This window comes from Streptomyces diastatochromogenes, from assembly GCF_002242805.1.
Lineage (GTDB): Bacteria > Actinomycetota > Actinomycetes > Streptomycetales > Streptomycetaceae > Streptomyces > Streptomyces diastatochromogenes.
In genome coordinates this window covers 1-23,351 of record NZ_MCGQ01000052.1, presented here as the reverse complement: position 1 = coordinate 23,351, position 23,351 = coordinate 1, and the positions used below count along the sequence as shown (strand labels likewise).

Sequence of the window (23,351 nt, the reverse complement as noted above, 5' to 3'; positions counted from 1 at the left end):
ACGCGACGGGCGGCGTCACGGGCGGTAGTGCGGGTCGTAACCGCTGGTCAGCCTGCGCTTGTTGTGGCGCCACTTGGGCTCGTGGTTCACCATGTCGTTGGTCAGGCCGCGCAGCCGGCGGATGACGGCCGCGTACGGCTTGACGGCGAGGGTCGACAGCGTCGCCCCGGGTGGTTCGTCCATGAACGGCATGAAGGCGTCGGGGAAGCCGGGCATCGTGCACCCGATGCAGATCCCGCCGACGTTCGGACAGCCGCCGATGCCGGACATCCAGCCCCGCTTGGGCACGTTGCAGTTGACCACCGGGCCCCAGCAGCCGGTTTTCACCAGGCACTTGGGGGAGTTGTAGTCGAGGCCGAAGTCGCCCTGCTCGTAGTACGAGCCCCGGTCGCAGCCCTCGTGCACGGTCTTCCCGAACAGCCACTGGGGACGCAGCATGTGGTCCAGCGGGGGCGGGGGAGCGGCACCGGCGGCATGCTGGAGCACCCAGATGAGGGTCTCCATGAAGTTCTCGGGCTGGATGGGACAGCCGGGCACGTTGACGATGGGGAGTCCGGCCTGCGACTTGTAGTCCCAGCCCAGATAGTCCGCGAGGCCCATGCAGCCGGTGGGGTTGCCGGCCATGGCGTGGATGCCGCCGAAGGTGGCGCAGGTGCCGGCGGCCACCACTGCCCAGGCCTTGGGCGCCAGTTGGTCGATCCACCAGTTCAGCGGCAGCGGCTGGCCGGTCTCCGGGTCGTTGCCGAAGGACGTCCAGTAGCCGTCGCCCTCGATGATGTTCTGGTTCGGGATCGAGCCCTCGATGACGAGGATGAACGGGGCCAGTTCGCCGCGCGCCGCGGCCCGGTACGGGGCGAGGAAGTCCTCGCCGCCCAGGCTCGGCGAGAGCACCTTGTTGACCAGGTTGACCTTCGGCAGGCCCGGGATGAGCCCGAGCACCACGTCCTCGATCGAGGGCTGGTCGGCGGCGGTCAGGGAGACGGTGTCGCCGTCACAGCTCATCCCCTCGGAGATCCAGAGGATGTGGATCTCGTCGATCGCGTCGCGCTCCTGGGTGGCACTGCTCTGGGTCGTCATGTCGTCGGCCTTTGCTGCGGTCGGTCAGGGAGTCGGTGACCGGCGTGCGCCGGCAGGTCAGGGGTGTCCATCGAGCCGTCCCTCCTCCGGCCCGGCGGCCGGACATCGGGGCCGCGGGGACTGCGGCCGGGGTGGGTGGACCGGGTCGGCGAGCCCCGGCGCGTGCGCGCCCGCGAGAGGTTCGACCTCGTCGGGCCGGAAGTAGTGGAAACGGCCGTACCAGCCGTGCAGTTCGGCCGCGGGATCGTCGTCGACGGTCACCGCCAGGTGCACGCTGCCGTCCACGTCGTGGAAGACCGCCGCCACCCGCGCGGTCCGGCCGGCCAGGAACATGTCCTGGGCGTCGGCGCCCCGGCCGCGCGGCCGCACCCGCACCCGGCTGCCGCCGCCGACCGGGACGCCGTCCACGAGCACCGTGTCGGTCGTCGGAGACAGCCCCTCGTCGGCGTCCTCCTGCCACCAGGCGGGCCGTTCGGACGGGTCCCCGGGGACGGCGGGCGTGACCGGGGTGAGCGAGCGGATGGCGCCGTGCAGCCGGGCGAAGACCTCCTGCGGCATGCTGTCGACGCGGTCGAGGATCCGCGCGGCCCGCGGGTCGGTGGCCCGCGCCTCGGCCTTCTCCTCGTCCGTCAGGAGCATCGTGCGCAGCGTCAGGATCTCGTCGATCTCCGCCGCGTCGTGCAGATCGCCCGGGCTCTCCGGCGCCACCTGCGGACGGTCCGGGAGGATGATCGGGGAGGACAGGACGACCCGACCGACCGGACCCGTCTCCTGCGGCGGGCCGCCCAGGACAGGGAAGGTGAACGCGTTACGGCAGTCGCGCACATGCTCCCGCAGACCGGCGGGCGGATCGGTCAGCGAGACGAACTCCACGCCCTCGCCGCCGAGCAGGGTGTGCGCGGCCAGCAGCGCATGCCGCAGGGCATCGCCCCGGGCAGCCCGGGCATCCGGTGCGCGCCCGGTGTTCTCGGTGCGCACCCGCAGCCGGTACACGTCGTCGGTGAGCGGCTCGGCCACGACCGTCGTACGCGCCCGGACCTCCTCACGCCGCCGCACCACGCGCCCGGCGCCCCCGGGCAGCGGCTCCGTCTCCGCACCGGGCGGCGCCCCGGCCTCGGTACCGCACCCGCCCCGCAGCAGATCGGCGAGCGGCCACTCGAAACCGACCTCGTGCGGCACAGCCTCGTCGAAGGTGAGATGGGCCGTCCCGTCGTCCGTCCGCAGCGACTCGACCGGGCGGTACCGTCCATCCGTGTCGGCCGCCTGCACCTGCTTGTGCTGCATCTGCAGGTACCGCAGCCGGACCCGTACGACCGCTTCGGGCCGCCGCGCGCGCACCAGGCACTCGGTCTGCTGGTACCAGGAGTCCGCGGACCCGGACAGGCCGGGGGCGACGGGCCCGTCCGCCTCCACCCAGTCCCGCGGCAACAGCACCCCGAACTGCCAGCGGACGCGGTTCTTGGCCGAGGAGCGGCGGTACGGGTAGAGGAGATAGCCCTCGTAGAGGACGGCATCGGCGACCGCGCTCACCTGCGCGAAGGCGTCGCCGGACGCGTCGCCTCCCGCTACGGCGGCACACGCCACGCCACCATCCACGCCGCCCGTCCCGGCCATTCCGCCTCCTCGCCACAGGTGCACCGCCGATGCCACAGGTGCACCCGCCGATCCCTTCCACCACGGTCACACCCCTCACGGGTGCTCGCCCTTTAGGCGGACCTGGATTGGGCCGGGCAGGGGACGATCAGGCCGGTCGAGCGAGATCGAGGCAGCAGCGGACGAAGTCCTGTACGACCGGATTGCGGTCGTCGGCGGGGGCCCAGGCGACGCCCACCTGGGTGGGGCTCACGCCGGTGACCGGTCGGTAGACCACGCCGGGTCGGGCGTAGAACCGTGCGGCGGACTGGGGTGCGAGGGCGATCCCGTATCCGTTGGCGATGGCGTTCAGCCAGTCGTCGGGCTGCTCGGTGACCGCGCCGACGCGGACGGGGTGGCCCTCGCGCTCGTCGGCGGCCAGCCAGTGGTCGCGCCAGGCGCCGGTCTCCTGCGGGGCGGCGACGAACGGCTCGTCCCACAGGTCGCGGAAGGCGATCGTGTCGCGTGCGGCCAGCGGGTGCGCGGCGGGCAGGGCGACCCAGCGCGGTTCGCTGAACAGCGGCTCGACGCGCAGGGCTTCCTGGCCCTGGAAGGGCAGCCGCAGCAGGGCGGCGTCCACGTCCCCGGTGGCCAGGCCGGCGCTCGGGTTCGTCCAGGCCGCCTGGCGCAGCTCGGTGCGCCACCCGGGCCGGCGCCGGGCGAACGCGGCGACGATCTCCTGCGTCGCCTCGTTGGCCGCGCTCGCCAGGAACCCGACGCGCAGCACCCGGGAGGCCTGCCGGTCGGCGGCCCGCGTGGTGCGCAGGGCGTCGTCCCACGCCGCGAGCACCTTCGGGGCGCGACGCGCGAGTTCCCGGCCGGGCCCGGTCAGTGCCATCCCGGCCCGCGAGCGTTCGAACAACCGTACGCCGAGCTGCGTCTCCAGCTGCCGGATCTGCTTCGTCAGGGCCGGCTGGGACACGAAGACACGCTCGGCGGCACGGGTGAGGCTGCCCTCCTCGGCGACGGCCAGGAAGGAGCGCAGCAGACGGGTGTCGACATCCATTCCACCAGGTTATAGATGCAGGTATTGGACGGCGTGTCGGCTCCCGGGGAGGGTGGACTCATGGAACTCGCCTACGTCCTCGCCACCTGTGCGGCCGTCCTGGCCAACGCCGGCATCGCGGGAGCCGACTTCGCCAGGGCGTCGTTCGTCCTCGCCAACGCGAGCGCGGTCGGCGTACCGCCGGCCTGGATCCCGCCCCTTGCTCTGCTGAAGGCGGCCGGCGCGGCGGGACTCCTGCTCGGACTGCTGGGCCTGCGCCCCCTGGGCATCGCCGCCGGTGTCGGCCTGGTGCTGTTCTACATCGGCGCCCTGGCCGTCCATGTACGGGCCGGAGTACTGCACAACATCGCGTTCCCGGGCCTGTTTCTCGCCTCGGCCGCGGGAGCCCTGGCGACGGCCGTGATCGTCTAGCGTGGGCGCCATGACGTTACCGCCGCTTCCCGATGAGGTCCGCCAATCGGTCGAGAGCTACCTGGAGTTGACCGACACGGCCGTGCCCGGGCTCATCGAGGGCCTGTATCTGCACGGCTCGCTCACGTACGGCGACTTCCGGCCCGGGCGCAGCGACATCGACTTCCTGGCGGTGCTCAGCGAGCGGCCTTCGGCCATGTCGGTGGACGCGCTCCGCGAGGTCTTCCGGGAGCTGAGCGGTCGTCACCCACGGCCTTACTTCGACGGGTTGCACGTGACCCGCGCGGATCTGGCCGACTCGCCGAAGGGCTGCCCGGACGTGCCGTGCGTCCAGGAGTGGGACTTCCGGCCGACGGGCCACTTCGGCCGCAACCTGGTCACCTGGCACGAGATCGCCCGGCAGGCTGTCACCGTACGCGGCCCGCGGCTGACGGCGGACGACGTGTGGACGGACCAGACCGCGCTCCGCGCTTACTCCCACGCCAACCTCGCCGAGTTCTGGCAGCCGTCGCTCGACACACTTCGCGCAGGCGAAGGACAGGAGTGGGTCCTCGACGGCCCGGCCGAGCGGGGCGAGTGGGTCACCGAGTGGTTCGTGCTCGGCGTCGCGCGCCTGCACCACCTGCTGGCCACCGATCGGCTCACCTCCAAGACCGGGGCCGGCCGGCACGCTCTGACCGCCTTCGACGAGCGCTGGCAGCCGATCGTCCATGAAGCGCTCCGGATCCGCGAAGGCTCCGCCACCTCCTCGTACGAGGGCGATCCGGCCGCGCGCCTGCGTGACACCATCGCGTTCGCCGCGACGGCGATCGAGGCGGGACGGCAGCTCGCCCCCTGACGCCCTGCCCCCAGGCGCTGTCACGGCAGCCGCTCCAGCGCCACCAGTGCCGCGTCGTCGCCGAGGTCGCCGTCGACGTGGTGCAGGAGGGCGCGGCGCAGGGCGGTGACCATGGCCGGCAGTGGGCGGTCCGCGTGGGTGCGGGCGTGGGCGGGGAGGTCGTAGAACCGGCCCCGGCGGTCGCGGGCCTCGATGAATCCGTCCGTGAAGAGGAGCAGCCGGTCGCCCGGGGCGAACGGCACCGTCGTCGCGACCGGTTCCGCGGCCAGGAGGTCGCCGAGTCCGAGGGGTGCCCCGGGCTGGTCGGGCAGGTGGGCGTGGACCTGGCCCGCCCGGACGACGAGCGGCTCGGGATGACCGCAGTGGACGATGCGGGCCACCGCCTCGCCGGGCGGGAACTCCACGAGCAGCGCGGTCGCGAACCGCTCCGTGAACAGCGCCTGCGTGCCCTGGCCGTCCAGCGCCGCGATCTGCCGTCGGGCGCGCTCGTCCAGCCCCTGGGCCACCTTGGCCAGGGACGCCTCCCGGTCGGCCAGCTCCCGGAACGCGGCGAGCAGGTTCGCGGAGGCCCCGACGGCCGTCAGCCCCTTGCCCCGCACGTCGCCGATGAGGATCCGGGTGCCGTACGGCGTCTGCAGGGCCTCGTAGAAGTCGCCGCCCATCCGTGCCTCCGACTCGGCCGGCAGATACACACCGCACAGGGCCAGCGAGCGGATCCGGCCGGACAGCGGGTGCATCAGCGCGCGCTGGGCGGTCTCCGCCACGGAGCGGACCTGGCGCAGCTGCCGTTCCCGGCGTTGTCGCAGGGAGCAGGTGGCGAGGGAGGCGAGCCCGACCACGGCCAGGGCGCCCAGGACGACGTCCGAGTCCGGGCGGCCGAGCTGGCCCGCGACCATCTGCAGCACCGCCGTCACGGAGAGGGCGGCGCAGGCAAGGGCAGCCGTCGCCCACAGGGGGAGCAGGGCGGCGGCCAGGACCGGCACGGCGGCCATCACCGGGGAGACATGCAGCCAGTCCGGGGTCAGCAGGTCGGTGAGGGCGACGATCAGCATGAACAGGACGGGGGCCAGGGTCAGGGGCAGCCGGCGCCAGGCGGGTGGGGTACGGCCGGTGGGGGCGGTGTCGCTGTGCGGGGGATCCGTGGGGTGAGAGGTCATCGTCGCTGTGAGGGCCGCAGCGGGCTGAGCACCCGGTGCTGTCGGGTCGGGGTGGGTACGGACGTGGTCAGGCAGCACAGGACCGCGTCCAGGTGCTGGACGAGATGGCGGTCCTCGTCGCGGTCGACCGGGGGATCGCGGTCGGGTCCGCCGAGGCGGGCGAGGGCGTGCCGGGCGGCAGGCAGCGCGGGATGGGGGCGCCCGCCCCGGCACCCGTAGACGCACAGGGCCGTCGTGCGCAGCAATCGTGCGTACGGCCCGGCGAAACCGTCGGCGGCGGCAGCGCCCCCGCCCCGAGCGCCGGGCCGGCTCACCGCGGGTCGCGTGTCGAGCAGCCGTCCGGCCGCGCACACCTGCCGCTCCACGTCGGCCAGCGTCCGCATGACGCGCCGGTCCAGGTGCCAGCGGCGGCGCCGGGCCGTCGGCCGTACGTTCCACCGCACGCTCTCGTGCGCTTCGTCCACGGCGGTACGGGCCTGTGCCAGCGCGGCGTCGAGTTCCCGCTCCCAGCCGGAGCCGAGCACGTTCCGCGGCCGCTCGCGCCGGGCGACGGCGTCGGCCAGACCGTCGAGGTGGCGGGCGAGCAGGGTGCGCAGTCGCTCCACCGAGCGCTCCGCGGACCGTACCCGTACGGCAGGGAACAGCAACGCGCTGCACGCCAGCCCGAAGGCGATGCCCAGCGTGATCTCCGCGAGGTGGGAGACCAGCTCGGCGGGGTGACGGCCGCGGACCAGGGCGAAGGTGATCAGGGCCGTCGTCGGCAGATGCAGCCCCTGGTGGCCCAGCAGCTCGTGCCGGGCCAGCGGGACGGAGGCGAAGACGACGAGACCCAGGCCGACCATCGCCGGCTCGACGTACAGCGCGGCGGGTACGGCGACGACCACGCCGAGCAGGCATCCCGCGGCGTACCGGGTCGCGGCGGCGACCGTGCGCACCACCGTCGCCTCGACGATGAGCAGCGCCGCCACGGCGCCCACATAGGGGTGGGGCGTATGCAGCAGGGTCACGCACACCTGCCAGGTCAGCCCGGCCGCCACGGTCGCCCGCGCGGCGTCGGCGCAATCGGTTCGGCCGAAGGGCATCGCGCGGGCGGACATCCGAGCGCTGAGCATGCCTTCCGTGCCTCCTTCCCTTTGCCGGATTCCCGCGGCCCGCGTGGGCGGGCCGCGGGGCAACAGCCGCCCAGGATAATCGGACAAATAGGGCATCTGGCAAATAAGGAGCGCATCAGGTTTGCGAGGAGCGGAGAGGGCAGGATTCGAACCTGCGTGGGCCCCATGGGGCCCGACCTTGAGCCGTGCTCGCTGGTCCCCGATCAACCACTCCGGGCACCTCTCCCCGTGACCGGCTCCCGGTTTCCCGTGCCGTTCACATCAACTACGGTGCCAGGCCCCGCTGACACGCCGGTGACGTCTCACTGACGTGCGGAGCCCCTGCCGTGCCCACCTCCGGCGAGCGCACTATGGTGTCCGACCCCATATCGCAGCCGTGTCAGGCTCCTAGCATCTGCGGGCATGCAGACCAGAGCCGCACGCCTGACAGCCGCCCTGGTGGCCCTCGTGGTCGCCCTGGCCGCCGGACTCCTCACTCCCCGCACGGCGGCCGCTGCCGCCTCCCTCGCCGAAGTCACCGGCTTCGGTTCCAACCCCGGTGCGCTGCGCATGTTCCGCTACGACCCCCCGGACCTGCCGGCGAACGCCCCCGTCGTCGTCGCCCTGCACGGCTGCACCCAGGACGCCGGGTACGCCGTCAACAGCGGCTGGACCACGCTCGCGGACCGCTGGCACTTCTCCGTCGTGGTCCCGCAGCAGTCCACGAACAACAACATCAGCAAGTGCTTCGACTGGTTCCAACTCGGCGACATCGAGCGCGGCGACGGCGAGGCCGCCTCGATCGCGCAGATGGTGGACCGCCAACTCGCCGACGCCCAGGGCGATCCCTCGCGCGTGTTCGTCACCGGTTTGTCCGCCGGCGGCGGTATGACGGCGGTGATGATGGCGACGTACCCGGAGAAGTTCCGGGCGGCCGGCATCGTCGCCGGACTGCCGTACGACTGCTCCAACGCGGCCGGTGGACCGTACCCGTGCATGTACGGGTGGGCGAACCAGACGCCGGCCCAGTGGGGCGACCGCGTCCGCAGGGCCCGCCCCGGATACACCGGCCCCTGGCCCACGCTCACCGTCTTCCAGGGCTCGGCCGACGGCACCGTGAAGCCGTCCAACATGACCGACCTGGTCAGGCAGTGGACCGACGTCCAGGGCACCGACCAGACCGCCGACGTCACCGACACCGTGGCGGGATACCCGCACCAGGTCTACCGGACCTCCGCCGGGCAGGCCGTGGTGGAGACCTACAGCATCACCGGCATGGGCCACGGGCAGCCCGTCGATCCGGCGACCGGGTGCGGGACCACGGCCCCGTACGTCCTCGACGTCCACCTGTGCGCCGCCTACCGGCTCGGCCAGGTCTGGGGCCTGGGCTGACCACGGTCAACTCCCGGTCGGACGGGAGCGGTCCCGCCGTTCGCGCCGCGCGCGGCGGGCCTCCGCCAACAGGGGCAGCAGGGAGACGACGACGATGACCGCGACCAGCGGCAGCAGGTAGTCGTCGACGTGGGACACCGAGGAACCGAGGAGGTACCCGGCGAGTACCAGGCTCTGGGACCAGAGGAGGCCGCCCACGGTCTGCCAGATCGTGAACGTCCGCACGGGCACGCCGAGCGCGCCGGCCGCCGGGTGCAGGACGGAGCGCAGCATCGGGACGAAGCGGCCGATCACCAGCGCCTTGCGGTATCCGTAGCGGGCCAGGAGCCGTTCCGCCTGGCCCGTACTCTCCTGCACCCGCCGCCGCGAGGTGCGCTTCAGCAGGGGCCGCCCGCCGTGCTGCCCGATCAGATAGCCCACCTGGCCGCCCGCCACGGCGCCGACGGCCGCGCACAGCAGCACCTGCCACAGCTCCAGCCGCGGCGCGTGCTGACCGCTTGCCGCGCACAGCACACCGGCCGGGAACAGCAGCGTGTCACCCGGCAGGAAGAAACCGACGACCAGCAGACTCGACTCGGCGAAGATCACCACCAGGACACTCAGGGCGCCGAAGGCAGCGAGCAGCGAGGCGCTGTCGGTCGGATTGACCGCGATCACCGCCCTCGCCTCCCGGCCCTGCTCGTCGTCGCCTCCCTCAAGTGTCACGTGGGCGCGGCCGTGCCGCCCGGACAACGGGGTGGCACCGGCAACGACGCCCTCGTCTCCTGCCTCGGCGACCCGCAGCGTGCCGTGGCCGCCCACCGTGAGCTGCTGCGCCGCGACTCCGCCGCGGTGGACGCCATCCGCGCCGGTCTGGGCCACCCGGACCCGGCCGTCCGCGCGGGCGGCTGCCGGCTCCTGGACCATCTGGTCGACGGCGAGTCCATGGGGCAGCTGATCGCCATGGCCGACGACGCCGACGCCCGGGTCAGGATCGCCGCGCTCCACGCGCCGGCCCGCGACCGGTGCAAGGGCGACACCTGCGCGCCCGGCGCGGACCAGGTGCTCGGTCCCGGGCTGCGGCGCCTGGCCGCCGACCCCGATCCGCATGTCCGGGCGATGGCCGCCGAAGTCGTGGGCAAGTTCGTGCACACCGAGGCCCGCGCACTCGCCGCCCTGGACAGGTCGCACGCCCAGGACCCGAGCCCGGCCGTCCGGGAGAAGGCGGGCTGGTTCCTGCCCGGAGGCACCGTCCACGAACGGACCCGCCCGCGCCTGCCCAGGTGACGCGCCGGGCCGGCGGGTCGGCCAGGTCGGTCGGGCCATCGCCCTTTGTCCTGCGAGTGGAGAAAGTTCGCGGGAATCCGTGCACGGCTTCTTCCCAGGCTCGGCAGCCACTGCTACGTTCCCTACGAAAGCCAGACACTGGTGGCCGAATACTGGCGGGGAGGGGCTCGTGAGGCGCATGACGGCACGACCGGCGAACGCACACCAGGCCCGCCTGCTCAAGCTGTTGCGGGACGGCGGCCCCAACTCCCGCGCCCAGCTGGGCGACCAGGTCGACCTGTCCCGGTCCAAGCTGGCGGTGGAGGTGGACCGGCTCCTGGAGACGGGCCTGGTGGTGGCCGACGGACTCGCCGCATCGCGCGGCGGCCGCCGCTCCCACAACGTTCGGCTCAACCCGAGCCTCCGCTTCCTCGGCGTCGACATCGGCGCGACCTCGGTCGACGTCGCCGTCACCAATGCCGAGCTGGAGATCCTCGGTCACCTCAACCAGCCGATGGACGTCCGTGAGGGCCCCGTCGCCGTCTTCGAGCAAGTCCTGGACATGGCCGGAAAGTTGAAGGCCACCGGGCTCGCCGAGGGCTTCGACGGATCAGGAATCGGCGTCCCCGGACCGGTCCGGTTCCCGGAGGGCGTCCCGGTCGCCCCGCCGATCATGCCGGGCTGGGACGGCTTCCCCGTGCGGGAGGCGCTCAGCCAGGAACTCGGCTGCCCGGTCATGGTCGACAACGACGTGAACCTCATGGCCATGGGGGAACAGCACGCCGGAGTCGCCCGCACCGTCGCCGACTTCCTCTGCGTCAAGATCGGCACCGGCATCGGCTGCGGCATCGTCGCCGGCGGCACCGTCCACCGCGGCACCACCGGCAGCGCGGGCGACATCGGCCACATCCAGGCCGTGCCCGACGGCCGCCCCTGCGCCTGCGGCAACCGGGGCTGCCTGGAAGCCCACTTCAGCGGCGCCGCCCTGGCCCGGGACGCGGTGCAGGCAGCCCAACAGGGCCTGTCCGCCGAACTCGCGGCCCGGCTGGCGGTGAACGGCACACTCACCGCCGTCGACGTCGCCGCCGCGGCCGCCGCGGGCGACGCCACCGCGCTCGACCTGATCCGCGAGGGCGGCACCCGTGTCGGCCAGGTCATCGCCGGACTCGTCTCCTTCTTCAACCCCGGCCTGGTGGTGATCGGCGGCGGGGTGACCGGCCTCGGCCACACCCTGCTCGCCGCGATCCGCACCCAGGTCTACCGCCAGTCGCTGCCCCTGGCGACCGGCAACCTGCCGATCGTCCTCGGGGAGTTGGGCCAGACCGCCGGTGTGATCGGCGCGGCCCGGCTGATCAGCGACCACCTCTTCTCACCCGCGTAAGCGACTACCACCCACTCGTCCGAGCAGACCTCAGAGCGTCCACTGACTCGTGTACACACGCGAGCCCGCAGTCTCGCGCGAGCCCACCAACCCTGCGCGAACCCCCGTACCCAGCGCCGACACCCCTGCCCTGCCTGAAGCACGCCCGCGCCCGGCCCCGCGCCCCGCCCTAGGTCCCGCACGCCCTGAAACCGGCCCGCACGTCCGCCGAGGGGAACCCACATGGCACCCGAACCACCCCTGCTCAGCATGTCCGACATCACCAAATCGTTCCCCGGCGTCCGCGCCCTGGACGGCGTCGACCTCGACGTCCAGGCCGGTGAAGTGCACTGCCTGCTCGGCCAGAACGGCGCCGGGAAATCCACCCTCATCAAGGTCCTGGCCGGCGCCCACCAGCCGGACGGCGGCACCATCCGCTGGCGCGGCGAACCCGTCGCCCTGCGCTCGCCGATCGCCGCCATGCGCCTCGGCATCGCCACCATCTACCAGGAACTCGACCTGGTGGAGCACCTGTCGGTGGCCGAGAACGTCCACCTCGGCCATGAGCCGACGGCCGCCGGGTTCGTCGTACGCGGTAAGGCGGCGCGCTCCTCGACCGCCCAGCTGCTCAATCGGCTCGGGCATCCGGAGATCGATCCGGCCCGTCTGGTCGGGGAGTTGTCGGCGGCGCAGCAGCAGATCGTCTCGATGGCCCGGGCGCTCTCCCACGACGTACGCCTCATCGTCATGGACGAGCCGTCCGCCGCGCTCGACCCCGACGAGGTCGACAACCTCTTCCGGATCGTCGGCGACCTCACCGCCGAGGGCGTCGCCGTCGTCTACATCTCGCACCGCCTGGAGGAGATCCGGCGGATCGGCGACCGGGTGACCGTGCTCAAGGACGGGCGGGCGGTCGCGGGGGGACTGCCCGCCAAGACCACCCCGACCAGGGACGTGGTCGCCCTGATGACCGGCCGCAACGTCGAGTACGTCTTCCCGGAGCGGCCCCCGGTGCCGCCCGCCGGCGAGCCCGTGCTCCGGGTGCGTGGACTGGCCCGCGACGGCGAGTTCGCGCCGCTCGACCTCGACGTACGGCCGGGGGAGATCGTCGGCCTCGCCGGGCTGGTCGGCTCCGGGCGGTCCGAGATCCTGGAGACCGTCTACGGGGCGCGGAAGCCCAGCGCAGGTCAAGTCCTCGTCGACGGGCGGCCGTTGAAGACCGGCAGTGTGCGCGCGGCCGTGCGTGCCGGGCTCGGGCTCGCCCCCGAGGAGCGCAAGGCACAGGCCCTGCTGATGCTGGAGTCCGTCACCCGCAACGTCTCCGTCTCCACCCTCTCCCGCTTCTCCCGGGCCGGCTGGATCGACCGCCGCGCCGAGCGGGGCGCCGCACGGGCCGCGACCCGCGAACTGTCGCTGCGGCCCGACAACCCGGACGCTCCCGTACGCACCCTGTCCGGCGGCAACCAGCAAAAAGCCGTCCTCGCCCGCTGGCTGCTGCGCGGCTGCCGCGTGCTGCTGCTGGACGAACCCACCCGCGGCGTCGACGTCGGCGCCCGCGCCGAACTGTACGCGGTCGTCCGCAGGTTGGCCGACGAAGGCCTCGCCGTGCTCCTCGTCTCCAGCGAGGTGCCCGAGGTCCTCGGCCTCGCCGACCGCGTCCTGGTGCTCCGCGAGGGCCGGGTCGTGCACACGGCACCCGCCCGGGAGCTGGACGAACACCGAGTCCTCGACCTCGTCATGGAAGGAAGCCCGGCGTCATGACGCAGCCCGTCTCCCCGCCCCGGGACACCGCCGACAAGATACCCTCGGCCGGTCAACCCCCCGCCTGGCGCGGCCTGCTGGCCCGCGCCGACGTCCGTACCCTGTCGCTGCTCGGCGTGCTCGCCGCACTCGTCGTCATCGGCGGTGTCACCAAGCCCGACGAGTTCCTGGACACCCGCAACCTCCAACTCGTGCTGACCCAGGCGTCGGTGATCGGCGTGGTCACCGTCGGCATGACCTTCGTCATCACCTCCGGCGGCATCGACCTCTCCGTCGGCGCGATCGTCGCCCTCGCCTCCGTGTGGGCCACCACGGTCGCCACCCAGGAGTACGGCTTCGCCGGGATCCTCTTCACCGCGATGGTCGTCGGCCTCGGCTGCGGCCTGGTCAACGGGCTGCTCGTCGCCTACGGCGGGATGGTCCCGTTCATCGCCACCCTCGCCATGCTGGCCTCGGCGCGCGGCCTCGCCCTCCAGATCACCGACGGCCGCACCCAGATCGTCGGCGTCGACGGCATCCTCAAGCTGGGCGAGCGCGACTCCTACGTGCTGGGTATCCCGCCCCTGGTCCTGGTGTTCGCGATCGTGACGATCGTCGGCTGGCTGCTGCTCAACCGCACCACCTTCGGCCGCCGCACGGTCGCCGTCGGCGGCAACGCAGAGGCCGCCCGGCTCGCCGGCATCGACGTCCGCCGCCAGCGGCTCTACCTCTACCTGCTGTCCGGACTGTGCTGCGGCATCGCCGCCTTCCTGCTGATCGTGCTCTCCGGCTCCGGCCAGAACACCAACGGCAACCTCTACGAACTCGACGCCATCGCCGCCGCGATCATCGGCGGCACCCTGCTCAGCGGCGGCCGCGGCACCATCACCGGCTCCGTGCTCGGCGTCCTGATCTTCACCACGATCACCAACATCTTCGCCCTGAACAACCTGCAGAGCGACGTCCAGCAGATCGCCAAGGGCGCGATCATCGTCGCCGCCGTCCTGGTCCAGCGCCGCACCGCCAGAACGTCCTGAGGAAAGGTTCACCGCCATGCCAGAGCACACGAGCCGCGCCACGAACGGCCGCACCAGTCGCAGAGGACTCCTCTTCGGGACCGCAGCGGTGTCCGCCGGGGCCTTCCTCACGGCTTGCACCAGCAACGACACCAAGGACGAGAGCCCCGCCGCCGACACCCGGCCGGCCGCCGACGACAAGCCCGGCAAGCACGTCACCATCGGCTTCGCCGGACCCCAGGCCGACCACGGCTGGCTCAACGCCATCAACGACAACGCCGAGAACCGGGCGAAGAAGTACTCCGACGTCACCCTGGAGATCACCGAGGGCTCCAACGACACCGCCCAGCAGATCGGCCAGATCGAGACCCTGATCAACAAGAAGGTCGACGTCCTGGTCGTGCTGCCCGCCGACGGCAAGGCCCTCACCCAGGTCGGCCTGAAGGCGATGCGTGCCGGTATCCCGGTCGTCAACCTCGACCGCGTCTTCAACTCGGCGCAGGCGTACCGCTGCTGGATCGGCGGCGACAACTACGGCATGGGCCTCAATGCCGGGCACTACATCGGCGAGAAGCTCAAGGACAAGCCGAACGCCCGGGTGATCGAGCTGGCGGGCCTGGACAACCTGGAGCTGACCAAGCAGCGTACCCAGGGCTTCGACGACGCCCTGAAGAACTACCCCAACATCCGCAAGGTGGCCCGCCAGGCGGCCGAGTTCACGGTCGAGTCCGGACAGGCCAAGATGGCCCAGCTCCTGCAGGCCCAGCCCAAGTTCGACGCCCTGTGGAACCACGACGACGACCAGGGCGTGGGCGCGCTGCGCGCCATCGAGCAGGCCGGACGGGACGACTTCCTGATGGTCGGCGGGGCCGGCGCGCTCTCCGCCTTCCAGGCCATCAAGCAGGACAACGGCGTGCTGAAGGCCACCGTCCTCTACCCGCCCACCATGGCCGCCTCCGCGATCGACCTCGCCCGCGCCCTCGGCCAGGGCAAGGGCGTCGGCGGCCTCGCCGAGTACGAGATCCCCGCGTCGATCACCCTCTACTCGGCCGTCGTGGACAAGGACAACGTCGACCAGTACATGCCCACCGGCTTCCGGTGACCAGGGGGTGTCCTCCGGATCAGGTCGGCTGAAACGAACGGTGCCTTGGGGGAGTGCGTGCCGGGCCCCGCGACGCCGACGTGATCCATAGGACACCTCTGGGCACCGCCCGCACCCCCCACCGCGCCACGACGAAGAGGAGGACGAGCGCATGGAACAGCCGCAGCAGTCAGCGGAGCCGAAGCCGGGGCCGTACACGGCGGCCGAAGCCGTGTCGGAGGCCGGACGGACTCCGTTGCGCGTCGGCATGATCGGGTACGCCTTCATGGGTGCCGCCCACTCCCAGGGCTGGCGCACCGCGGGCCGGGTCTTCGACCTGCCCCGGCAGCCGGTCCTGGCCGTGATCTGCGGCCGCGACGCCACCGCCGTACGCGCTGCGGCCGACCGCCACGGCTGGGCGGCGGCCGAGACCGACTGGCGGGCGCTGATCGCCCGGGACGACGTCGACCTGGTCGACATCTGCACCCCCGGAGACAGCCATGCCGAGATCGCTCTCGCCGCCCTGGCCGCCGGCAAGCACGTCCTGTGCGAGAAGCCCCTCGCCAACACGGTCGAAGAGGCCGAGACCATGACCCGGGCGGCCGAAGAGGCCCACTCTCGAGGCCAGGTGGCGATGGTCGGCTTCAACTACCGCCGGGTGCCCGCCACCGCGCTCGCCCGGCGCATGGTCGCCGACGGCCGGCTCGGCACCCTGCGCCACGTCCGGGTGTCGTACCTCCAGGACTGGCTCGTGGACCCGGAGTTCCCGCTGACCTGGCGGCTGCGCAAGGAGCTGGCGGGCTCCGGCTCGCTCGGCGACCTCGGCGCGCACATCGTGGACCTCGCCCAGTACCTGGCGGGGGAGCGGCTGGCCGGGGTGTCCGCGCTGACCGAGACCTTCGTACGGGAGCGGCCGCTGCCCACCGGCGCCACCAGCGGACTGGGGACAGCGGCCACACGGGCCGGCACCGGCACGGTCACCGTGGACGACGCCGCCCTGTTCACCGGCCGGTTCGCCTCCGGCGCCCTCGCCTCCTTCGAGGCGACCCGCTACGCCACCGGGCGCAAGAACGCCCTGCGCATCGAACTCAACGGTGAGCGCGGCTCGTTGGCCTTCGACCTGGAACGCCTCAACGAGCTGTGGTTCCACGACGCCACCGAACCCGGCGCCGAGGCCGGCTTCCGCCGCATCCTCGTCACCGAACCCGACCACCCCTACCTGGACGCCTGGTGGCCGCCGGGGCACGGACTCGGCTACGAGCACACCTTCGTCCACCAGGCCCGCGACCTCGTCCACGCCATCGCCGACGGCCGCCGCCCCCAACCCTCCTTCGCCGACGGACTCCAGGTCCAGCGGGTCCTGGCCGCGGTCGAGGAGAGCGCCGAGAAGAACTCCGTCTACACCCCCGTCGGGGACTGAGGAGGCCCGCCCATGCCGCGCCCGTTCACCCTGTTCACCGGCCAGTGGGCCGACCTGCCCCTGGAGGAGGTCTGCCGGCTCGCCCGCGACTTCGGCTACGACGGCCTCGAACTCGCCTGCTGGGGAGACCACTTCGAGGTCGACAAGGCCCTCGCCGATCCCGGATACGTCAAATCGCGCCACCAACTCCTCGACAGCTACGGCCTGAAGTGCTGGGCCATCTCCAACCACCTCGTCGGCCAGGCCGTCTGCGACGCCATCATCGACGAGCGCCACCAGGCCATCCTGCCCGGTGAGGTGTGGGCGGACGGCGATCCCGAGGGGGTGCGCCGGCGTGCGGCCGAGCGCATGAAGGACACCGCCCGCGCCGCTGCCGCCTTCGACGTCGACACCGTCGTCGGCTTCACCGGCTCCGCGATCTGGCATCTCGTCGCGATGTTCCCGCCCGCCCCCGAGTCGATGATCGAGCGCGGCTACGAGGACTTCGCCGAGCGCTGGAACCCGATTCTCGACGTCTTCGACACGGAGGGCGTACGGTTCGCCCACGAGGTCCACCCCAGCGAGATCGCCTACGACTACTGGACCACCCACCGCGCCCTCGACGCGGTCGGCCACCGCCCGGCCTTCGGCCTGAACTTCGACCCCTCCCATTTCGTCTGGCAGGACCTCGACCCCGTCGGCTTCCTGTGGGACTTCCGCAACCGCATCTACCACGTGGACTGCAAGGAGGCCCGCAGGCGCCTCGACGGCCGCAACGGCCGCCTGGGCTCCCACCTGCCCTGGGGGGACCCGCGCCGCGGCTGGGACTTCGTCTCCGCCGGACACGGCGACGTCCCCTGGGAAGACGTCTTCCGGATGCTGCGCTCCATCGACTACCGGGGCCCCATCTCCGTGGAGTGGGAGGACGCCGGCATGGACCGGCTCCAGGGCGCCCCCGAGGCCCTCACCCGCCTCAAGGCCTACGACTTCGAGCCGCCGTCGGCCTCCTTCGACGCGGCCTTCTCCAACTGACCGCAGACAGCAGGTCAGTTGTCACTCGCTCCGGGATGACGGCGCATCCCGGCGTTCGCACCCGCCCGTACCACCAGCCCCATTCTGGAGGCAATCCGTGCCCGGGAACGACCGCACCACCAGGACCGCGACCCACAGATCACGTCTGCGCAAGGCGCTCGCACTGCTCAGCGGCGCCCTCCTCGCCGGCGCGACCCTGACCCTCACCACCCCTCAGGCCGGCGCAGCCGTCGCCGACCACGAGCCGGCCGCGGCGGCCGAGGACTTCCAGCAGGTCACCCTCGCCAAGGGGGAGGCGGAGGTCGGCGAGCCCATGTCGCTCGCCGTCCTCCCCGACCGCTCGGTCCTGCACACCTCACGCGACGGCGAACTGCGCCTGACGGACGCCGCGGGCAACACGCGGCTGATCGGCAAGCTCGACGTCTACTCCCACGACGAGGAAGGTCTCCAAGGCGTTGGCGTGGACCCGGACTTCGCCAGCAATCGCGCCATCTACCTCTACTACGCCCCTCCGTTGGACACCCCGGCCGGCGACGCCCCCGAGACCGGCACCGCGGCCGACTTCGCCCCCTTCGACGGCGTCAACCGCCTCTCCCGCTTCGTGCTGAACACCGACGGCACCCTCGACACGGCGAGCGAGAAGAAGATCCTCGACGTCCCGGCCTCCCGCGGCCTGTGCTGTCACGTCGGCGGCGACATCGACTTCGACGCGGCCGGCAACCTGTACCTGTCGACGGGCGACGACACCAACCCCTTCCAGTCCGGCGGCTACACCCCCATCGACGAGCGCGCCGACCGCAACCCGGCCTTCGACGCCCAGCGTTCGGCGGGCAACACCAACGACCTCCGCGGCAAGATCCTGCGCATCAAGGTCAACGCCGACGGCTCCTACTCCGTCCCCGACGGCAACCTCTTCGCACCCGGCACGGACAAGACGCGCCCCGAGATCTATGCGATGGGCTTCCGCAACCCCTTCCGGTTCAGCGTCGACAAGAAGACCGGCATCCTCTACGTCGGCGACTACGGCCCCGACGCCGGCGCCGCCGACCCGGCCCGCGGCCCCGCCGGCCAGGTCGAGTTCGCCCGGGTGACCGGGCCCGGCAACTTCGGCTGGCCGTACTGCAGCGGCGCCAACGACGCCTACGTGGACTACGACTTCGCGACCAGGACGTCCGGCGCGTCCTTCGACTGCGACGCCCCGAAGAACACCTCCCCGCACAACACCGGCCTCACGGACCTGCCTCCGGCCCAGCCCGCCTGGATCCCGTACAACGGCCCGTCCGTACCGGAGTTCGGCGACGGCTCCGAGTCGCCCATGGGCGGCCCGGTCTACCACTACGACCCCACTCTCGACTCGCCCGTGAAGTTCCCGCAGGCGTACGACGGCGACTTCTTCGCCGGTGAGTTCGGCCGCCGCTGGATCAAGCGGATCACCAGCGACACCGACGGCAAGGTGCAGTCCATCAACGACATCCCCTGGAGCGGCACCCAGGTGATGGACATGGCCTTCGGCCCCGACGGCGCGCTCTACGTCCTCGACTACGGCACCGCCTGGTTCGGCGGCGACGAGCACTCGGCGCTGTACCGCATCGAGAACGCGACCGACGGCCACTCCCCGTCGGCGCAGGCCGCCGCGGACCGCACCTCCGGGCAGGCCCCGCTGAAGGTGCAGTTCTCCTCCGCGGGCACGACCGACCAGGACGGCGACGCGCTGACCTACAGCTGGGACTTCGGCGACGGCGGCACCTCGACGGCCGCCAACCCCGCCCACAGGTACAAGAAGAACGGCACCTACACCGCCACCGTCACGGCCAAGGACCCCTCGGGCCGCACCGGCGGCGCCAGCGTCCAGATCGTCGTCGGCAACACCGCACCCAAGGTCGTCCTGGACACCCCCAAGGACGGCCAGCTGTTCAGCTTCGGTGACGCCATCCCGTTCAAGGTGAGCGTCACCGACCCCGAGGACGGCCGGACGATCGACTGCTCCAAGGTCAAGGTCACCTTCGTCCTCGGTCATGACAGTCACGGACACCCGATGACCTCGGCCAACGGCTGTTCCGGCACCATCCAGACCAGTGCCGACGGCGGCCACGACGAGGACGCCAACATCTTCGGCGTGATGGACGCCGAGTACACCGACGGCGGAGGCGGCGGCCAGGCCCCGCTCACCTCGCACGACCAGAACGTCCAGCAGCCCCGCCACCGCCAGGCCGAGCACTTCGGCACCAGCTCCGGCATCACGGTGACCGCCAGGGACACCGCCCACGGCGGCAAGGTCGTCGGCGACATCCACAACGGCGACTGGATCGCCTTCACCCCGTACGTCCTCAACAACGCCACGAAGATCACCGCCCGCATCGCCTCCGGCGGCGCAGGCGGCACCCTCGAGGTCCGCGCCGGCTCGGCCACCGGCACCCTCCTCGGCAAGGCCACCGTGCCCGTGACCGGCGGCTGGGAGACCTACCAGGACGTCACCGCCGGCCTGTCCCGCGCACCGCGCGGCACCACCACGCTCTACCTGGTGTTCAAGGGCGGCAGCGGCGCCCTCTACGACCTGGACGACTTCACCTTCACGACCGGCTGACGTGGTCGACCAGCACCGCATCGGAAAACCGCCCGGCAAGGGCCGCTGAACGGCGGCGGGCGGGAGACGCCGGACTCCCGCCCGCCGTCACCACTCCCTTCCCCTCGGGAAGCTCATGCCCTGGACAAGGAGGCAGCCCATGTCCGCGTCCCTCTCCCGTCCTGCTCGTGTCGGCGTCTGGCTCGTCGGAGCCCGCGGTTCGGTCGCCACCACCGTCGTCGCGGGGTGCGCCGCCGTGACCGCGGGCCTCCGCCCGCCGACCGGCCTGGTCACCGAGACGCCCGCCTTCGCCGACGCCGGCCTGCCCGACCTGGCCTCGCTGGTCTTCGGCGGCCACGACACCACGGACTGCCCCCTGCCCAAACGCGCCGAGCACCTGGCCGCGGGCGGCGTGCTGCCCCCCGGCCTCCCGGCCGCCGTAGCCGCCGAACTCGCGGCAGCGGACCGGGAGATCAGGCCCGGCGGCCCACTCCCCGGCGACACCCGGGACGAGGGCGAGCTGATCACCGCCTTCGCCGCCGACATCCAGGACTTCGTACGACGGCACGGCCTGGAGCGAGCCGTGGTCGTGAACGTCGCCTCCACGGAACCGGCCCCGACCGGCCCCGGACTCCCGCCCAGCTCCCTCTACGCGGCCGCCGCCCTGCGCGCCGGCTGCCCCTACGTCAACTTCACCCCCTCGACGGGCCTGCACCACCCGGACCTCGCCCCGCTCGCCGCGGGCGGCGGGCTGCCGTACGCGGGCCGCGACGGCAAGACCGGCCAGACTCTCCTGCGTTCCGTCCTGGGCCCGATGTTCACCCAGCGTGCCCTGGCGGTCCGCGCCTGGTCCGGCACCAACCTCCTCGGCGGCGGTGACGGCGCCAGTCTGGCCGACCCGGCCGCCGCGGCCGCGAAGAACGCCGGCAAGGAGCGCGTCCTCGCCGACACCCTCGGATCCGCCCCGGAGGGCGAGGTCCACATCGACGACGTGCCCGCGCTCGGCGACTGGAAGACCGCCTGGGACCACATCGCCTTCGACGGCTTCCTCGGCACCCGCATGATCCTGCAGACCATCTGGCAGGGCTGCGACTCGGCCCTGGCCGCACCCCTGGTCCTCGACCTGGCCCGGCTGGTCGCCCGCGCCCATGAGACCGGCCTGGCCGGACCCCTGTCCGAACTGGCCTTCTTCTTCAAGGACCCCGTGGGAGAAGCCCCGTCGGCACTGGCGGAGCAGTACGCCGAACTGGTGCGGTTCGCCCGGCGGTTGGGGGAGGGGGCGTGAACCGGTATCAGGCCTGGGCCGAACTCCTCCGCCTGCCCGCCCTGTTCACCGTCCCCGGCGACGCCCTCGCCGGAGCGGCCGCGGTCCGCGTCCGCCCGAACCGTCGTACCGTGCTCGCCGTCGGCAGCTCCCTGTGCCTGTACGAGGCCGGAATGGCCCTCAACGACTGGGCCGACCGCGCGGAGGACGCCATAGAACGTCCCCACCGCCCGCTCCCCTCAGGGCGGGTCCGCCCCGGCGCCGCACTCACCGCGGCCTGCGCGCTCACGGCCGCCGGCCTCGCCCTGGCCGGTCGCGCGGGCCGCCCGGCGCTGGCGGTCGCCGTGCCGCTCGCGGCCACCGTCTGGTCGTACGACCTCGGCCTGAAGCGCACGCCCGCCGGCCCGGGCGCGATGGCCGCCGCCCGCGGCCTCGACCTGCTCCTCGGAGCGGCGGCCACCGCCGGACGCGTCCGCCCGGCCCTGCCCTCGGCCGGGCTGCTCGGCACCCACACCCTCGCCGTCACCGCCGTCTCCCGCCAGGAGACCCGCGACGGTTCCCCCATCGCCCCGCTCGCGGCACTGGCGGGCACGGCCCTCCTCGCCCGGCTGCTACCGACCCGCACCCCCCTCACCACCGCCCTCGCCCTCACCTACGCCACCACGACGGCCCGCCCCTACCTCCACGCCACCCTCAACCCCTCACCGGCGCTCACCCAGCGCGCCGTGGGCGCCGGCATCCGCGCCACCATCCCGCTGCAGGCCGCCCTCGCCGCCCGCACCGGAGCCACCGCCACCGCACTCGGCACAGCGGCCCTCGCCGCACTGGCCGGACGGTTCGGGAGGCGGGTGAGCATCACATGACACTTCAGGGCGTGGCTCCCCGCCACGGCTGCGCCGGCAAGTGCGCCCCAGCCCGCGCCGGAAACGGCCTCGCCTACGCCCGTGTCGGAAACGTCCTGGTCAATGCCCGCGCCGGCAACGGCCTCGCCAACGCCCGGTCCGACAACGGCCTGTCCAACGCCCGCGTCCCGCTCGCCCGAGTGGCCCGGCAGATCGCCAGGCAGGTGAGCATCACATGACCCCCCGGCCCACGAACCTCCGGTTCGGCTACGGCACCAACGGCCTCGCCGACCTCCGCCTCGACGACGCCCTCGCCCTCCTCGCCGACCTCGGCTACGACGGCGTCGGCCTGACCCTCGACCACATGCACCTCGACCCGCTCGCCCCCGACCTCGCCGCCCGCACCCGGCGGACCGCGCGCCGCCTCGCCGAGCTGGGGCTCGAGGTCACGGTCGAGACCGGCGCCCGCTATGTCCTCGACCCGCGCCGCAAGCACGGCCCCTCGCTGCTCGACCCGGATCCCGAGGCGCGGGCCCGCCGGGTGGACCTGCTCCTGCGGGCCGTGCGGGTGGCCGCCGACCTCGGTGCCCACGCCGTGCACTGCTTCAGCGGAACCGTTCCGCCCACCAGTGACCCGGCCACCGCCTGGCAGCGGCTCGCCGCCTCCCTCACCCCCGTGCTCGACGCCGCCACCACCGCCGGCATCCCGCTCGCGGTCGAACCCGAGCCCGGCCACCTCCTCGCCACCCTCGCCGACTTCCACCACCTGCGCCGCCTCCTCGGTGACCCGCCCGCCCTCGGACTCACCCTCGACATCGGCCACTGCCAGTGCCTCGAACCCCTCCCGCCCGCCGACTGCGTGCGCCTGGCCGCGCCCTGGCTGCGGCACGTCCAGATCGAGGACATGCGGCGCGGTGTCCACGACCACCTTCCGCTCGGGCAGGGCGAGATCGACTTCCCGCCCGTCCTCGCCGCCCTCGCCGCGACGGGCTACCGCGGACTGACGGTCGTGGAACTGCCCCGCCACTCCCACGCCGGTCCCCAACACGCCGAGACCTCCCTGCCGTTCCTCCGCCGCGCGGCGGGGTGCTGGGTCATGGGGTGCTCTCTTCTGGCACGGCGGCGGGGATGCCGGTGGCCGCCGCGCGGCGGAGGAACGGCAGGGAGGTCTCGGCGTGTTGGGGACCGGCGTGGGAGTGGCGGGG

The 23,351-nt window shown here is 72.8% G+C and carries 21 protein-coding genes and 1 pseudogene; 15 read left to right on the top strand and 7 right to left on the bottom strand.

Features of this window, described 5'->3' with window-relative positions:
• Positions 1-15: 15 nt before the first annotated feature.
• The 3 genes from BEK98_RS41780 to BEK98_RS41770 form a co-directional block, all read right to left on the bottom strand.
• The gene (locus BEK98_RS41780; protein ID WP_094222040.1) at positions 16-1,077 is read right to left on the bottom strand and encodes an NADH-quinone oxidoreductase subunit B family protein; all 1,062 of its coding nucleotides are present in this window, start codon (positions 1,075-1,077) and stop codon (positions 16-18) included.
• 57 nt (positions 1,078-1,134) lie between these two features.
• On the bottom strand, positions 1,135-2,691 hold the full coding sequence (locus BEK98_RS41775; RefSeq protein ID WP_094222039.1) for a hypothetical protein: 1,557 nt from the start codon (positions 2,689-2,691) through the stop codon (positions 1,135-1,137).
• 127 nt (positions 2,692-2,818) lie between these two features.
• The gene (locus tag BEK98_RS41770) at positions 2,819-3,715 is read right to left on the bottom strand and encodes a LysR family transcriptional regulator (protein WP_094222038.1); all 897 of its coding nucleotides are present in this window, start codon (positions 3,713-3,715) and stop codon (positions 2,819-2,821) included.
• A 60-nt stretch (positions 3,716-3,775) separates the two neighbouring features.
• Here BEK98_RS41770 and BEK98_RS41765 point away from each other — a divergent pair, with 60 nt between their 5' ends.
• Together BEK98_RS41765 and BEK98_RS41760 are read left to right on the top strand one after the other, a co-directional pair.
• Entirely contained in the window at positions 3,776-4,126 is a 351-nt protein-coding gene (locus tag BEK98_RS41765) for a DoxX family protein (protein ID WP_094222037.1), read from the top strand.
• Positions 4,127-4,136: 10 nt separating this feature from the next.
• Positions 4,137-4,964 (top strand): nucleotidyltransferase domain-containing protein, encoded by an 828-nt coding sequence (locus BEK98_RS41760; protein ID WP_143684232.1) that lies wholly within the window; start codon positions 4,137-4,139, stop codon positions 4,962-4,964.
• Between the two features lie 20 nt (positions 4,965-4,984).
• Here the strand turns inward: BEK98_RS41760 and BEK98_RS41755 are convergent, their stop codons facing one another.
• From BEK98_RS41755 to BEK98_RS49285, 3 genes and pseudogenes are all read right to left on the bottom strand, one after another.
• The gene (locus BEK98_RS41755; protein WP_094222035.1) at positions 4,985-6,121 is read right to left on the bottom strand and encodes a PP2C family protein-serine/threonine phosphatase; all 1,137 of its coding nucleotides are present in this window, start codon (positions 6,119-6,121) and stop codon (positions 4,985-4,987) included.
• Complete coding sequence (locus BEK98_RS41750) at positions 6,118-7,233, bottom strand: FUSC family protein (RefSeq protein WP_167444389.1); 1,116 nt, start codon at positions 7,231-7,233, stop codon at positions 6,118-6,120. The genes BEK98_RS41755 and BEK98_RS41750 overlap by 4 nt, the downstream gene beginning before the upstream one ends.
• A 131-nt stretch (positions 7,234-7,364) precedes the next feature.
• Positions 7,365-7,459, bottom strand: a pseudogene (locus tag BEK98_RS49285).
• A 176-nt stretch (positions 7,460-7,635) separates the two neighbouring features.
• Here BEK98_RS49285 and BEK98_RS41745 point away from each other — a divergent pair.
• Complete coding sequence (locus tag BEK98_RS41745; RefSeq protein ID WP_094222033.1) at positions 7,636-8,604, top strand: extracellular catalytic domain type 1 short-chain-length polyhydroxyalkanoate depolymerase; 969 nt, start codon at positions 7,636-7,638, stop codon at positions 8,602-8,604.
• 6 nt (positions 8,605-8,610) lie between these two features.
• Here BEK98_RS41745 and BEK98_RS41740 read toward each other — a convergent pair whose 3' ends face one another.
• Positions 8,611-9,261, bottom strand: a complete 651-nt coding sequence (locus tag BEK98_RS41740; protein WP_094222032.1) for a DedA family protein — start codon at positions 9,259-9,261, stop codon at positions 8,611-8,613.
• 60 nt (positions 9,262-9,321) lie between these two features.
• Between BEK98_RS41740 and BEK98_RS41735 the strand changes: the two genes are divergently transcribed.
• The 12 genes from BEK98_RS41735 to BEK98_RS41680 form a co-directional block, all read left to right on the top strand.
• The gene (locus tag BEK98_RS41735) at positions 9,322-9,870 is read left to right on the top strand and encodes a HEAT repeat domain-containing protein (RefSeq protein ID WP_094222218.1); all 549 of its coding nucleotides are present in this window, start codon (positions 9,322-9,324) and stop codon (positions 9,868-9,870) included.
• Between the two features lie 178 nt (positions 9,871-10,048).
• Positions 10,049-11,230: an ROK family transcriptional regulator gene (locus BEK98_RS41730; protein ID WP_094222031.1), complete on the top strand. Its 1,182-nt coding sequence runs from the start codon at positions 10,049-10,051 to the stop codon at positions 11,228-11,230.
• 222 nt (positions 11,231-11,452) lie between these two features.
• Complete coding sequence (locus BEK98_RS41725) at positions 11,453-12,970, top strand: sugar ABC transporter ATP-binding protein (protein WP_094222030.1); 1,518 nt, start codon at positions 11,453-11,455, stop codon at positions 12,968-12,970.
• Positions 12,967-13,986, top strand: a complete 1,020-nt coding sequence (locus tag BEK98_RS41720; protein ID WP_094222029.1) for an ABC transporter permease — start codon at positions 12,967-12,969, stop codon at positions 13,984-13,986. Before BEK98_RS41725 ends, BEK98_RS41720 begins: the two co-directional genes overlap by 4 nt.
• Positions 13,987-14,002: 16 nt before the next feature.
• A complete protein-coding gene (locus tag BEK98_RS41715; RefSeq protein ID WP_094222028.1) occupies positions 14,003-15,067 on the top strand; it encodes a substrate-binding domain-containing protein in 1,065 nt (354 codons plus the stop codon).
• 151 nt (positions 15,068-15,218) lie between these two features.
• Entirely contained in the window at positions 15,219-16,466 is a 1,248-nt protein-coding gene (locus BEK98_RS41710; protein WP_094222027.1) for a Gfo/Idh/MocA family protein, read from the top strand.
• Between the two features lie 12 nt (positions 16,467-16,478).
• Positions 16,479-17,477, top strand: coding sequence for a sugar phosphate isomerase/epimerase family protein (locus BEK98_RS41705; RefSeq protein ID WP_094222026.1), 999 nt, complete (start codon positions 16,479-16,481; stop codon positions 17,475-17,477).
• Between the two features lie 97 nt (positions 17,478-17,574).
• On the top strand, positions 17,575-20,061 hold the full coding sequence (locus tag BEK98_RS41700; protein ID WP_094222025.1) for a PQQ-dependent sugar dehydrogenase: 2,487 nt from the start codon (positions 17,575-17,577) through the stop codon (positions 20,059-20,061).
• Between the two features lie 139 nt (positions 20,062-20,200).
• The gene (locus BEK98_RS41695) at positions 20,201-21,325 is read left to right on the top strand and encodes an inositol-3-phosphate synthase (RefSeq protein WP_094222024.1); all 1,125 of its coding nucleotides are present in this window, start codon (positions 20,201-20,203) and stop codon (positions 21,323-21,325) included.
• Positions 21,322-22,167: an SCO3242 family prenyltransferase gene (locus BEK98_RS41690; RefSeq protein WP_094222023.1), complete on the top strand. Its 846-nt coding sequence runs from the start codon at positions 21,322-21,324 to the stop codon at positions 22,165-22,167. Before BEK98_RS41695 ends, BEK98_RS41690 begins: the two co-directional genes overlap by 4 nt.
• 11 nt (positions 22,168-22,178) lie before the next feature.
• A complete protein-coding gene (locus tag BEK98_RS41685) occupies positions 22,179-22,385 on the top strand; it encodes a hypothetical protein (protein ID WP_143684231.1) in 207 nt (68 codons plus the stop codon).
• Positions 22,382-23,351, top strand: a 970-nt coding sequence (locus tag BEK98_RS41680; protein ID WP_244202208.1) for a sugar phosphate isomerase/epimerase family protein, incomplete at its 3' end; no start/stop codon positions are given. The genes BEK98_RS41685 and BEK98_RS41680, both read left to right, overlap by 4 nt.